The organism is Corynebacterium sp. HMSC061H03, assembly GCF_001838215.1.
GTDB classification, from domain to species: Bacteria; Actinomycetota; Actinomycetes; order Mycobacteriales; family Mycobacteriaceae; genus Corynebacterium; species Corynebacterium jeikeium_D.
Window position 1 is genome coordinate 30041 of record NZ_KV836090.1, and the last position, 12857, is coordinate 42897.

10 protein-coding genes are annotated in these 12857 nt (G+C 60.7%); 6 read left to right on the plus strand and 4 right to left on the minus strand.

Features of this window, described 5'->3' with window-relative positions:
- Positions 1-11: 11 nt before the first annotated feature.
- Positions 12-2429: an ATP-dependent RNA helicase gene (locus tag HMPREF2787_RS10640; protein ID WP_070859228.1), complete on the minus strand. Its 2418-nt coding sequence runs from the start codon at positions 2427-2429 to the stop codon at positions 12-14.
- A gap of 43 nt (positions 2430-2472) precedes the next feature.
- On the opposite strand from HMPREF2787_RS10640, the gene HMPREF2787_RS10645 reads away from it, so the two are divergent.
- The 4 genes from HMPREF2787_RS10645 (at position 2473) to HMPREF2787_RS10660 (ending at position 5603) form a co-directional block, all read left to right on the plus strand.
- Complete coding sequence (locus HMPREF2787_RS10645) at positions 2473-3366, plus strand: cation diffusion facilitator family transporter (RefSeq protein WP_070859229.1); 894 nt, start codon at positions 2473-2475, stop codon at positions 3364-3366.
- Between the two features lie 110 nt (positions 3367-3476).
- Positions 3477-4424: an alpha/beta hydrolase family protein gene (locus HMPREF2787_RS10650; protein ID WP_070859230.1), complete on the plus strand. Its 948-nt coding sequence runs from the start codon at positions 3477-3479 to the stop codon at positions 4422-4424.
- A 12-nt stretch (positions 4425-4436) separates the two neighbouring features.
- Positions 4437-4937 carry a methylated-DNA--[protein]-cysteine S-methyltransferase gene (locus HMPREF2787_RS10655; protein WP_070859231.1) on the plus strand — a complete coding sequence of 167 codons (501 nt, stop codon included), beginning with the start codon at positions 4437-4439 and terminating at the stop codon, positions 4935-4937.
- Between the two features lie 3 nt (positions 4938-4940).
- Positions 4941-5603, plus strand: a complete 663-nt coding sequence (locus HMPREF2787_RS10660; protein ID WP_070859232.1) for a nitroreductase family protein — start codon at positions 4941-4943, stop codon at positions 5601-5603.
- A 5-nt stretch (positions 5604-5608) separates the two neighbouring features.
- Here the strand turns inward: HMPREF2787_RS10660 and HMPREF2787_RS10665 are convergent, their stop codons facing one another.
- Positions 5609-7669, minus strand: a complete 2061-nt coding sequence (locus tag HMPREF2787_RS10665) for an oxidoreductase (protein WP_070859233.1) — start codon at positions 7667-7669, stop codon at positions 5609-5611.
- Positions 7670-7853: 184 nt separating this feature from the next.
- On the opposite strand from HMPREF2787_RS10665, the gene HMPREF2787_RS10670 reads away from it, so the two are divergent.
- On the plus strand, positions 7854-8615 hold the full coding sequence (locus HMPREF2787_RS10670; protein ID WP_070859234.1) for an SDR family oxidoreductase: 762 nt from the start codon (positions 7854-7856) through the stop codon (positions 8613-8615).
- A gap of 24 nt (positions 8616-8639) precedes the next feature.
- A complete protein-coding gene (locus HMPREF2787_RS10675) occupies positions 8640-9371 on the plus strand; it encodes an SDR family oxidoreductase (protein WP_070859235.1) in 732 nt (243 codons plus the stop codon).
- An 82-nt stretch (positions 9372-9453) separates the two neighbouring features.
- On the opposite strand, the gene HMPREF2787_RS10680 is transcribed toward HMPREF2787_RS10675, so the two are convergent.
- Both HMPREF2787_RS10680 and HMPREF2787_RS10685 read right to left on the minus strand, forming a co-directional pair.
- The gene (locus HMPREF2787_RS10680) at positions 9454-11151 is read right to left on the minus strand and encodes an AMP-binding protein (protein ID WP_070859236.1); all 1698 of its coding nucleotides are present in this window, start codon (positions 11149-11151) and stop codon (positions 9454-9456) included.
- 539 nt (positions 11152-11690) lie between these two features.
- On the minus strand, positions 11691-12536 hold the full coding sequence (locus HMPREF2787_RS10685; protein ID WP_070859253.1) for an HNH endonuclease family protein: 846 nt from the start codon (positions 12534-12536) through the stop codon (positions 11691-11693).
- Between the last annotated feature and the right edge of the window lie 321 nt (positions 12537-12857).

A 12857-nucleotide genomic window follows, 5' to 3' on the forward strand; every position in this document is an offset into this window, starting at 1 on the left:
GACGAGTCTGCTTAACGACGGCGCTTCGTTCTCGCAGTAGCCTGCTCCTCCCATGGGTTCTCCGGCCACGGATGCTTGGGGTAACGGCCCCGCATCTCGGAGCGAACCTGTGCGTAGGCGCCATTCCAGAAACTTTCCAAGTCTCCAGTGACCGCGAGTGGTCGCTGAGCCGGTGACAGTAAGTGCATTGTCACCGGCTTTTCCAATACCTGCGGGGTCTCCGCCAGGCCAAAGCACTCCTGCAACTTCACAGCCAGGACAATCTGCGCCTCTTCGTCGGTGGGGTCCTCCGGGTACTCCAGGCGAATCTTAGAACCGGATGGGACCTCCAGGCGTTCGGGCACCAGCCGGTCGAAGTCCGTGGCCTCCGGCCAGGGCAGCAGGCGGCGGAGGTGCTCGGCATCCAAAGTCGGAGGGGTCGGGCGGTCCAGCTCGCCAGCGAAGAGGAGCTCGGCCTGGGCCGCAAGCCCTGCGGGGGAGACATCCGGCCATGGGGCACCGCGATGAGTGTGGAGAAAGGCCATGCGGCGGCGGAGCTGTTCGGTGTCGCGGTCGAGGTTGGGGCTGGCGTCGGCAAGCGTGTCGGCAAGCCAGGTGGAGTTGGCGGCAATGCACTGCTCGGGCGTCGGGGAGACCTGGCGGGAGGACAGCTCGATGGCGCCGAGCAGGTCGCGCTCACGGGCGCGAACGCGGCCCTGTTCGACGCGCGCCGTGGTCTCTGTGCGGGCGAGGTGGCCGGCGGCGAGCATGGCAATTTCGAGGTCAATTGCCTCGCCACCGTGGATCAGCGCACGACCGTGAGACAGCCGTGAAATGTCGGCGGCCGCGATCCACTCGTGGCCGTGCAGGTCAGAACCGCGAGCGAGTTCCGCTGCGGTGCCGCCAGTGAAGAGGTACTCGTCGGAGTTCGCGCTGCGGCGCCGCCCGATGAAATCCGGCCAGGCCAGGGCCGTAACCAGCGCGGGGATGTCCGAGGGCAGCAGGTTGGCGGGGGCTTCAGTTTCCAGCTCAATGCGGCGCACCAGCTTGGCCAAGCCGCGGGCATCGGTGAGTTTCTCCACCGCGCGCGCGACTGCGTCGGTGTGCTGCGGCATCATGGCCGTGGCGGTCAGCAGCGCGCGTCCCATGCGCGGATGCACCGGCAGGGTAGCCAGGGTGCGGCCGAGCTCCGTGATGTCACCGCCCTCATCAACAGCACCCAGACCAGCGAGAATACGGTTTGCGACCTCCGTGTGGTGGGGTGGTGGGGCGTCGAGAAGCTTCAGTCCCTGCATCCCCGGTGTGCCCCACGCGGCGGCATCGAGGAGCGCCTGTGTCAGGTCAGCGACCTCAATTTCTGGTGCGGGCCAGGCGGGGAAGGATGCGAACTCCGACTGGGAGACGCAACGCACCACAATGCCCGGGCCCTCACGTCCCGCACGGCCGGCGCGCTGGTTCGCCGAGGACTGCGCGCACGAACTGGTGACCAGGCCGGAGAAGCCACGCGCGATGTCGAGTCGTGGTCCGCGCGCGAGGCAGGCGTCGACGACGGCGCGCACGCCCGGAACGGTTACGGATGATTCTGCAATTGCGGTGGACACAATCACGCGCCTACCGCCCGCTTGTCGACGGAACACGCGGTCCTGCTCCTCTGAGCTCTGCTGGCCGTGCAGTGTCAGCACCGTTGCGTCCGAGGAGTCCGCGATATAGCCCGCGCAGCGTTCCACCTCGCGGATGCCGGGGAGGAAAATCAGCACGTCACCGGCGGCTTCTTCCGCGAGTGTGGTGGCCTGCTCTGCCACGTGCTGCAGAAACTCGTCGGTCACACCGCGAGCATCCAGCCGTTGCGGGAAGGGAGCATAGCGGATGTCCAGCGGGAAGATCTCCGCCTCCGCCGCCACAATGGGAGCCGGGGTGGAGCCGCCGAGCAAGGCCGCGAATTTCGGCGCGTCCACCGTTGCCGACATAGCGACAAGGCGCAGGTCATCGCGGATATCCCGCAAATCGCGCACCATCGCCAACACCAGGTCGGTGTCCAAGCCGCGCTCGTGTACCTCATCGATGAGCACCGCGCTGGCATCCACATCGCCATCGCGCAGCAGGCGGCGCAGCAGCACACCGGGAGTGACAAACTCTACGCGGGTGGCGCGGGAAACTTTTGCGTCGCCACGCACCGAGTAGCCAACTTCCTCACCGAGCTTCGTGTCCGACAACTGCGCCAACCGCCGCGCCGCTGAGCGCACCGCTACGCGCCGGGGAGCCGTGACCACAATGCGGCCGCCCAGGGTGTTGGCCACCGCCGGTGGAACCAATGTGGTCTTGCCGGTACCCGGTGGGGCCTGGACTACTACGTCGTGGTCGCGCACGGCGTCGGCAAGCGAGGCAAGCTGCGACGCGAACGGCAGACCTGCAGAAATGTTCTGCAAATTGAACTGGAAATCGGTGCTCATAGAACTGGTAGTGACTCCGGGAAGGCGGGTAAAGTGCCTGCTTATGCAGGACTTATCTCGTTTTGGTTGGCTTTCAGTGGGGGCGGCGGTCGTCACCATCGCGCTGAAGTTTTGGGGCTACACTCTGACCGGATCGGTGGGCCTGCTTTCCGACGCGACGGAGTCGATTGTCAATCTGGTTGCGGCAGTTGTCGCAATTATTGTGCTCAAGGTTATCGCGCGGCCTGCGGACCGCGACCATGAGTTCGGCCATTCCAAGGCAGAGTACTTCTCGGCCGGGCTGGAAGGCGCCATGATTTTCGTGGCGGCGACGGCCATTATTTATGTTTCCGTTGAGCGACTGGTGAACCCGCAGCCGATTGAGCAGATCGGCCTGGGCCTCATCGTGACTGTGGTTGCTTCCGTGATCAATGGTGTGGTGGCGCTGATTCTGCTTAAGGCCGGGCGCCAGCACAACTCCCTGGCGCTGACCGCCGACGGCAAGCATCTTATGACCGATGTGTGGACCTCCGCCGGCGTTTTAGGGGGTGTGGCTCTGGTGTGGGTTACTGGCTTGTGGTGGCTTGACCCGATTATCGCGCTGGCTGTGGCCGTAAACATCCTGGTCACCGGATACAAGCTGCTGCGCGATTCTGGTAACGGCCTGATGGATAAGGCCATGGAGGGCGACGACCGCATGGCGGTGGATGAGATTTTGGCCTCGCACCGCGATCGGAGTCGAGGTATCGACGTCCACGAAATCCGCACGCGCGTCTCGGGGCATCAGCAGTTCATTGAGTTCCATGTGCTGGTGCCGGGCGCGTGGAGCGTGGAGCGCGGTCACGATGTGCTTACCGCGATGGAGGATGAGCTGCGGGAGCGCTTCCCAGGTGTGCATATTTCCTCTCATCTGGAGCCAATTGAGGACGAACGCGCCTATGGGGATGTGCAGTTGTAACGCGCGTGAGGCAAATTCCACGAAAGTGCTGAAAGTGATGCGCCTTACACTTTAAGATTGTGCATACAAAATCATGCACTGTTTAAGTCCACTCGAAGGAACTGCATCAAATGACCTCCGAAGCCTCAACCACTTCCACTGGAAATAGCCGTTTTTCCGCGAAGAGCCCGAAGTTGCCGGAGCCGTGCCCTCGGCAGGACATCATTATTCCGGCTAATGACCGCGTTCTGCTGCGTGGAACCATGTTCCGCCCGAAGGAGAACCCAGAGAATATTTCTAACGGCATCATCACCGTTCACTCCGGTACCGGTGTGCCGCAGGGTTTCTACCACCGTTTCGCTGAGACCGTGGCGGAAAAAGGCTACGGCGTTATCACCTATGACTACCGCGGAATTGGCCAGTCCGCTCTGAAGACTGACCAGAACAATGAAGACATCCGCATGTCGGACTGGATCACCAAGGATATTCCGGGTGTGATTGAGTGGGCCAAGGAGACCTACCCGGATGTGCCGCACTTCGCTGTCGGCCACGCGGTTGGTGGTCACGGCATCGTCTACGCCGGCTCCGAGGGCACCTATGACGCAGCGGCGTTGGTCAACTGCCGCGGTATGCGTATTTCCAAGGTGCCGTCCGTGGCGGGCAAAGCCCGCGCATTCTTCATCTTCAACATTCTCGGTCCGATTAGCGGTTTCATCACTGGCCACATTCCGGCGTCGGCGTGGCGTCTGGCTGTTGAGCCGCCGAACGGTGTCATGCGTCAGTGGGCTCGCTGGGCTCGCAAGGAAGGCTACTTCTTCGACGACTCCGAGTTCGACTTCGCCAACCGCTTCTCCAAGGCTCCGCAGCCGTTCCTGTCCATCCGCGTTCCGGATGATTACTGGACTGAGGAGTCCTCGGCAGACCTGATCACCAATGTGATGAGCTCTGCTGAAAAGATTGAAAAGCGCCAGGCTCAGCCGGCTGGTGGCAAGGGCGTGGGCTACGGTGGTTACTTCCGCTCCGGTCACGAGAAGGAGTGGGACGAGCTGCTGGACTGGTTCCAGACCAACAAGGACTAAGTAGGAGGTTTCATGGCGATTGCCAAGGTGGAAACGCCCTTCGGTGCGCTTGGAATCGCCACCTCCGCTCGCGGGGTCGTCGAAGTCAATCTCTTAGGTCCCGTGCTTGACGACGACCCCAGCGCCGCCGACCCCGAAGCGCAGGCGGTGGCGGAACTGGCGGCGCAGCAGTTCCGCGAGTATTTTGCCGGGCAGCGCCGTGAGTTTGCGCTGCCGCTGGACTGCGACGTATTCACGCAGGATTCTTTCCGCGCTCGTGCTCTGACCGCACTGCGCGATGTGCCGTATGGTCAGGTTGTGACCTATGGCGAGCTTGCCGAGATGGCCGGCTCACCCCGTGCCGCCAGGGCTGCCGGGTCGGCCTGTGCCACCAATCCGCTGGGTATTCTGATTCCCTGTCACCGCGTGGTTCCCGCCAGTGGGGGAGCGGGGTCTTTCGGATCCTATGCCGGAGGCCGCGAAATGAAGCGCTGGCTGCTCGAACTCGAAGGTTGGCAACCAGTTATTCTTTAATACATGAATTCACATTCTCCGCGCGACCAGTTCGCCACCGAATTTGAGAACATCATCCGCAACCGCCGTGCCACGCGCGTTTACGCTGACGAACCGCTTGACGACGCTGACGTGCGCCGCCTCCTCGAGCTATCTCTGGAAGCTCCCAGCGCCTTTAACATTCAGTCCCGCGCGATCGTGCGCATCGAGGACCCGGAGGTGCGTCAGAAGGTAGTGGAAGCTGCCGGTGGTCAGAAGCAGGTTGCCAATGCGCCGCTGCTGCTCGCCTTCATTGGTGAGCCGACCGGCTGGAAGCGCGGTATTCCGCGCCTGGTTGAGGCCAACAAGGCCACTGGCCTGTGGGACGAAGTCGCCGTTGCTGAGCGGGAGGCCTCGATGACCTCCTTCCATGAGGCCCGCGAGGCAAAGGGGCTCTCCCGCGAGTTCGCAATTCGCGACGCCATGATTGCCGCTTCTTTCGCTATGGTCACTGCCAGTGCCTTTGGTTGGGCTAGCTCCCCGATGACGGGCTTTAGCGAGCAGAAGGTCAAGGAAGCTATCGGTGCCGGCGACACCGATGTGGCGGTGGCGCTGTTGCTGGCCATTGGTGCCCCGGGTGAGTTCCCGGCCCACCCGGGCCGTTTCGAGTTCGAGCAGCGCGCCTACACCGACCGCTACGAGGCGTAGTCGCCCTACAGGGCGAGCGCTACCTCAACGGCCTGGCGGATGGCACGCTTTGCATCCAGCTCAGCGGCCACGTCTGCACCGCCGATGATGGTGACATTGGAGTTATCGCCGGTGACGCTTTCGCGGTCCTTGTCACCCAGGCAGTCCAGATTAGATACCTGACCGGTGCAGACAATTACGTTGTCAACGGCGATGACCCGTGGCTTTTCATCGATGGTGATGTGCAGGCCCTCGTCATCGATACGGTTGTAGGTGACGCCGGTGTACTGCTTGACACCGGCCTTCTTGATTTCCGCACGGTGAACCCAACCAGTGGTCTTGCCCAGACCCTTACCGATGCGGGAGGTCTTGCGCTGCAGCAGGTGCACCTCGCGCTCGACCTCGAACTGCTCAGCCGCGCCAGAGACCGTGCCCGGCTTGGTCAGACCCGCGCGGAATTCCGCAGGGTCACCGACGCCCCAGGCGTCCTTCCATGCCTCGATGGTCTGGTTCGGTTTGCGAGTGAGGTACTCACACACGTCGACACCGATACCACCAGCACCGATGACAGCTACCTTGTTACCGGCCTGCTTCGCACCTGAGAGCAGCTCGTCGTAACGAATTACCTTCTCGTGTTCGATACCGTCAATGCCCGGGATACGCGGGGTGACACCCGTGGCCACAATCACGTGGTCAAACTTGGTCTTCAGCTCGTCGACGTCGGCACGCGTGTTCAGGTGAACCGGAACTTCGAGTACCTCCAGGCGACGGGAGAAATACTTCAGCGTCTCGCCGTAGTCTTCCTTGCCCGGAATCTTTGCAGCGAGGTTGAACTGGCCGCCAATCTGGTCGGCGGCCTCGAAAATCTCCGGGTGGTGACCGCGCTGAGCTGCGGCTTCCGCGAAAGCGAGACCAGCCACACCAGCGCCGATGACGGCGACACGCTTGGCCTTGTCCTTCGATACCGGCACAGAAACCAGCTCGGTTTCGTAAGCCGCCTTCGGGTTGACCAAACAGGTGGAGCGCTTATTAGCGAAGGTGTGGTCCAGGCAGGCCTGGTTACAGGCGATACAGGTGTTGATCTGGTCAGCTCGACCATCGCCAGCCTTGATAGCGAAGTCCGGGTCAGCCAGCAGCGGACGGGCCATAGAAATCAGATCCGCATTGCCATCAGCGAGAATCTTCTCCGCAACCTCGGGGCGATTGATTCGGTTGGAGGCTGCCACCGGGACGTCGACAAGCGAACGGAGACGACCCGTCAGATCCGTGAATGCGGCGCGCGGCACGGACGTAACGATGGTGGGGACGCGTGCTTCGTGCCAGCCGATGCCGGTGTTGAAGACATCGACGCCAGCCTCGACCAGACGCTGCGCGAGTTCAGTGGTCTCGGACCAGGTCTGGCCGTCTTCCACCAGGTCAAGTAGAGAAATGCGGTACTGAAGCAGGAAGTCCTCGCCTACTTCGGCGCGAATGCGACGGACAATTTCGATGGGCAGGCGCATGCGAGCCTCGGCGCTGCCACCCCAGTTGTCCGAGCGGTGGTTGGTGTGCTCGGCCAGGAACTGGTTGAGCAGGTAACCCTCGGAGCCCATAACCTCGATGCCGTCGTAACCAGCACGTTTCGCGAGCTTCGCAGCGCGGACATAGGCGCCGATAGTGCGCGAGACATCAAAGCCGGTGAGGCGGTGAGCCTTAAACGGGCTAATCGGCGACTGACCGGTATTGGCGGAGCGCGCCAGCGGGCTGTAGCTGTAACGACCGGCGTGCAGCACCTGCAGCACGATGTGGCTGCCGTGGGAGTGCACGAGGTCAGTAACGCGGCGGTGGTTATCCGCCATGCGTTTCGACGCCATCATTGAACCGGCTGGAGTCAGCCAGCCTTCGATGTTGGGAGCATAACCGCCGGTGACGATGAGCCCCACGCCACCTTCGGCGCGCCGACCCAGGTAGGCAGCCAGTTTCGGGATATCACGGGTGCGATCCTCCAGACCGGAGTGCATTGAGCCCATGATGATGCGATTGCGCAGCGTTAGAGGACCGACATCGAGAGGGGAGAGAAGATGTGGGAAGTGAGGCTGGTCAGACATGCAACCAGTATCGCGGTTTTAGCGCCGGTGTATGAGGTGAATCGGAAAAATTCCTGGACAGTTTTCAATAGGTTTCACGTGGAACATCAAGTGTGAAGCATACGCAGTCTTCGGCGCAGGAAGGTGCCCTATGACTACAGTCGTGGTTATCAGTAGACCCCATGCAGCAAGGAGTTGAGCCTTCATGACCTCTGAAACTTCAACTAATGGCAAGAAAGTAGCTGTAGTTACCGGTGCTTCCTCCGGCATTGGTGCCGCCACTGCCAAGCAGTTCGCAGCTGTAGGTTTCCGCGTTGTGCTGGGAGCCCGCCGCGAGGACAAGCTCGAGGCTGTCGCGGAGGAGATCCGCGCTGCCGGTGGTGAAGCGACTGTCTACAAGGTCGATGTCACCTCTGACGCCGATGTTGCGGCGTTAGCTAAGGCCGAGCCGCGCGTCGACGTGCTGGTTAACAACGCCGGTGGCGCCTGGGGCATGGAATCGGTTGAAGGCGCTGTCGAGGAAAAGTGGCGCTGGATGTACGACGTCAACGTGCTGGGCACCCTGCGCGTCACCCGTGCACTGCTGCCCGCATTGAAGTCGACCAGCGGCATTGTGCTCACCGTCGGCTCGATTGCCGGCCGTCAGGTCTACACCGGCGGTGCCGGCTACAACGCTGCCAAGCACGCTGAGCGCGCCCTGGTGGAAGTCCTGCGTCAAGAAGTTGCTGCCGATGGCGTGCGCGTCACCGAAATCGACCCGGGGCGCGTCCATACCGACTTCTCACTCGTGCGTTTCGACGGCGATGAGACCAAGGCCGCAGCGGTCTACGACGGCGTTGAGTCGCTGACCGCCGATGATATTGCCGACATCATTGTGTTCGCGGCCACCCGCCCGAATCACGTTAACATCGACTTCCTGCAGGTGACCCCAATCGACCAGGTGGGCGGCGCCAAGCCGAAGAAGTAAACCGAGTACATAGAGGAGCCGTACATGAGCATCGATATTGCCGCTGACACCAAGATTGCCCTGGTCACGGGCGCAAGCCGTGGTATTGGCCTGGCGGTCGCCAAGGATCTCTCCCGTGATCACCATGTCATTGTGGGCGCTACCAGTACTGAGTCTGCTGAGAAGGTGGCGTCGCAGTTGCCGTCGGCAAGCGTATTCGTTGCTGACCTGGGTGATGTCGACGCCGTAAACGCGGAAGTGGAAAAGCTGTTGGAGGCGCTCGGTGGGCGCGGGCTGGATGTGCTCGTGCACTCGGCGGGCGTGTACGTCGATGGGGACGTGGCGGAGGTTTCGCGTGCGGACTGGTCGCGGATTATGGACATTAATGTCGTCGCCGTCGCCGACCTGACCCGCCAGCTGCTGCCGGCGCTGCGCAAGGCGCAGGGCACGCTGGTGACCATCAACTCGGGCTCGGGATTCCGCGCCTCAGCTGGTACTTCACCGTATGCGGCGTCGAAGTTCGCGCTGCGGGCCTTCACCGATGCGCTGCGCGAGGAAGAGCGTGGCGCGGTACGAGTCAGCTCCGTGCACCCCGGGCGCGTCGATACCGATATGCAGGTTCAGCTGCAGTCGAATTGGCACCGCGATGATGCTGATTGGCGTTACGACGGCACGAAGCTCATGCGACCGGAATCGATCGCAGCCGCAGTACGTCTGGCCGTTGATACCGGAGCGGATGCCAACGTGGATGAAATCCAGGTGCGCCCGCGCGGATAGCCGCGCAAAAGGTAGCGAAGATAAGCAAAAAGTGTGCCCACGCGGCGGATAGCCGGTGGGCACACTTTCAGGTAAACGCTTCTTACTGAGCGTCCAGGTTCAGGCGCTCGTGCATTGCCTTGACCTCGCGCGGGACAACCTTGCCGATGGCGTTGCGCGGCAGGGAGTCCACGAAGAAGACGCGGTCCGGAGTGGAGTGCTCGGCCAGAGTTTCGCGGACGTACTCGCGCAGCATTTCCTCGGTGAGGTTCTTGCCGGCCTCATTGTCCTCGCGGACAATGTAGAGGAACAGGTCAGCGAAAATCTCGTCGTTTTCGTTGCTGCCGTGGCAGAAGACGTCGGCGATACCCGGCACCGGGCCGAGAATTTCTTCGACCTCGCGCGGGAAGACGTTCTCGCCGCCCTTGATCACCATGTCGTCGGAGCGACCACAGATGTACAGGTAGCCGTCCTGGTCGATACGGCCGAGGTCACCGATCTGGAACAGGCCATCGACGGTGGTGAACTTGTCCTTCTTGTTCAGGTAACCGATGAAGGAGAGCTCCTGAGCGGTGTGGATCATGCCAACCTCACCCGGCTCGACTTCCTTGCCGTCGTCACCCAGGATGCGAACCTTGGCGCCAATTGCCGGGCGACCTGCGGAGTCCGGGCGAGCTGCGAGGTCCGCGCCGGATGCGATGGAGCACAGGCCGGCTTCGGTGGAGCCGTAGAAGTTACAGATAACCGGACCGAAGCGGTGAGTCAGCGCGGAGACGAGCCAGCCCGGGATGGCGTTACCAGAGGAGACAATGAAGCGGAACGGGCCAATCTTGCGGTTTGGCTCTTCATCCAAAACATCCTTGATCTGGCGCAGGAAGAAGGCCGCGGAAATCATGCCGTTACAGCCGTACTGTTCGCACTGGTCAACAGCCTTCTTCGGGTCGAAGACACGCATGGTGACAATGGTGGAGCCGGTAGCCATGCCAATCAGCACATTTGCCCAGCCCCAGGCGTGGAACATGGATGCGGACTGGTGAATGACCATGTTGCGACGCCACGGAATACGCTCGGCGATTGCACCCACAGTTGCCGGTGTCTTCGGCTCATTGCGCAGGACACCCTTCGGGATGCCGGTGGTGCCGGAAGACATGATGATGATGCGTCCCTGCTCCGGCTTCGGATCTAACTTGGCGTTCGATGTACGACCTTCTTCAATGAGGTCTTCCATGAACAGGAAGTTCTTGCCTGCGTTCTTGCGGGTCTCCGGCTTGGTCACGGAGGTAATAACGACGGTGACATCGTCGAGGTCTTCCGGCAGATTGCCCAGGAACTCGTCATCGACGAACAGGAACTTGGCCTTATTCTGGTCAACGACGCCGCGGATCTGAGTCGGGCCGGAGCCGATATTCATCAGCATAATTTCGGAGCCGATAAATCCCTTGATGGCCATCGGCAGGATGATGCCGCGGCCGTTACGTGCGATAACGCCGAAGCTGGACTTCTGGGTCATGCCACGGTCTATCAAGGCGCGAGCCAGGGCGTGAGAGTTGTCGAGCAGCTGAGAATAGGTGAGTTCACCGTCATCGTCGACAAGGGCGAGGCGATCCGGGTAGCGCAGCGCACTCATGGAAATAAGGCTGGCGACGGAGAACTTCAAGCGACGCAGGTAATCGAGGATCTTCGGCGCCGTCTTCGGAGTCATGTACAGGGCGCCGGTACGCAGGAGTGGTGGAATCGACTGGGCAAAAGCCTTGATTTGGAGCCCAAGTGGTACTTCCGGAGCCTTCATTTCAGCTGCCATGGGTGAGAATCCTCCAAGGTGATGGACAAGCGACTAATAGCGCCAAGCGACTCTCCAGTCACATTGACACCATCAACCACGATAGTGCGATTTTGTAACAACCAGACTTTAACAAACCTGTGCCGCGTCAAAAAGTAGTTTCGACGAAGAAATGTGAAAGATGTGCAAGTAGTGTGCACAGTGCTTTACGACGGATACCTTTTCGCGAACGGACTCGAGGATACGGTGTTATCAAACGGTTATAAACCGATGGAAAGTGGCAAACGTAACGAAATGATAACACTGTGGTAACGATATCAATTCCGATATTGACCTATATAACTCTATGAACCCAGGGGTTTTCGGTTGGTTTGTTTGAGGGGAGTGGGCCGTGAGTGAATGGCGGTCGCCCCCAGAAATTAGGGGCTAGGATTCTTCAGAAAAACAGAAACGTTCGCGACTAGGAGGGGCGGGGGTTGCGAGCGCGTAGCTAAATAGGTGACATATTCGCCGGCTTGAGCCTAGAAGTGTGGTGTCGGTGTGTGTCGGAAACGGTTGCCCTAATTCAGGGTTAGAGCGGCAAGCGCGGGCTCATCCTCTGGTGTGCAGGTGGAGAGCCAGCGGTCGATGGCATCGTACTCCGCCTGTGTGACCCATAGGTTGTATTTCTGTTTTACCGCCACCTGGCGAGCGACATACTGACAGCGAAAGGGCTTGTTGGCGGGTACCCAGGATGCGGCATCGCTATCCCGCTTTTGTTGATTGGCTGGACCATCGACGGCCAAGAGGTTGAGGGGGTCATTGGCAAAGTCCTGCCGAGCCTCAGGTGGAAGTTGCTGTGCCCCCTTTTGCCAGGCGTCGCTCAAGGCTACGACATGGTCGATTTGCACGGCGGAAGAGGTGTCGCGGCCGCGCTGAAACTCAATCATCGTGCCAGTGTAGGGATCCAGTAGTTGCCCCGAAAGTACGACGCAATCGCGGGTATTTGGTTTGTACCCCTTATTAATAAGGTCACGATTCAAAATGTCGTTCCGCGTGTCACATCCGTTGTGGCCAAACTCGGCAGAGATGTCATCGCTCCAACGTTGCCCGAATTCGTCGCGCACATAGCCGGTTTTCGGTGCGCGCCCTTTTATCTCCAGCTGGTTGAGGGCGCTACGGGCACCGTCGATAGGCGATGTGCCGGGCGCTGGGGTGCCGGGGGAGTCTGGGGTGTGGGGCGCTTCGGGAATCTCGGGCGCGGGTTCCGCTGGCTCGGGTGTAAATGCGGGTGCCGGGGCCGGGCTGTATGACTGACTCTCTGGTGTGGGGGTTGTGGGGGCTGTGCAGCCGCTGAGGATTGCCACTGCGCCGATAATGGTGGCGAGGCCCTGTAGTGGCGAGCGGAAACGACAGTTGGCGAGCATGGAGCTAACCATAGCGGTGGGAACGGATCGGATACGGGGGAGGTCTGCTAAAAAATCGAACAACCGTGCGTAGTTAGCGGGGGTGGTAGCTCGATTAGGGGGTTTTGGGGTTAAAGCGGGTAGTAAAAGCCCGGTTTTAGTCGAATAAGAAGGGCGGTCTAGCTCCTTCGGGGGTGGGTAAATATAGCTAGTTCCCTAAATACGTATTGCAATACGTCTAGATGAAAGTACATTGTTAAAACAGTTGGAAATATAGATAACCCGTGTCCCCCAATTGGCACATTGCACCTACAAGGGGAAAACAACTATGACAACCAAGAC

Coding starts and splice junctions, on each gene's coding strand:
- HMPREF2787_RS10640 (WP_070859228.1), bottom strand. CDS start 2,429: ATGAGCACCGATTTCCAGTTCAATTTGCAGAACATTTCTGCAGGTCTG.
- HMPREF2787_RS10645 (WP_070859229.1), top strand. CDS start 2,473: ATGCAGGACTTATCTCGTTTTGGTTGGCTTTCAGTGGGGGCGGCGGTC.
- HMPREF2787_RS10650 (WP_070859230.1), top strand. CDS start 3,477: ATGACCTCCGAAGCCTCAACCACTTCCACTGGAAATAGCCGTTTTTCC.
- HMPREF2787_RS10655 (WP_070859231.1), top strand. CDS start 4,437: ATGGCGATTGCCAAGGTGGAAACGCCCTTCGGTGCGCTTGGAATCGCC.
- HMPREF2787_RS10660 (WP_070859232.1), top strand. CDS start 4,941: ATGAATTCACATTCTCCGCGCGACCAGTTCGCCACCGAATTTGAGAAC.
- HMPREF2787_RS10665 (WP_070859233.1), bottom strand. CDS start 7,669: ATGTCTGACCAGCCTCACTTCCCACATCTTCTCTCCCCTCTCGATGTC.
- HMPREF2787_RS10670 (WP_070859234.1), top strand. CDS start 7,854: ATGACCTCTGAAACTTCAACTAATGGCAAGAAAGTAGCTGTAGTTACC.
- HMPREF2787_RS10675 (WP_070859235.1), top strand. CDS start 8,640: ATGAGCATCGATATTGCCGCTGACACCAAGATTGCCCTGGTCACGGGC.
- HMPREF2787_RS10680 (WP_070859236.1), bottom strand. CDS start 11,151: ATGGCAGCTGAAATGAAGGCTCCGGAAGTACCACTTGGGCTCCAAATC.
- HMPREF2787_RS10685 (WP_070859253.1), bottom strand. CDS start 12,536: ATGCTCGCCAACTGTCGTTTCCGCTCGCCACTACAGGGCCTCGCCACC.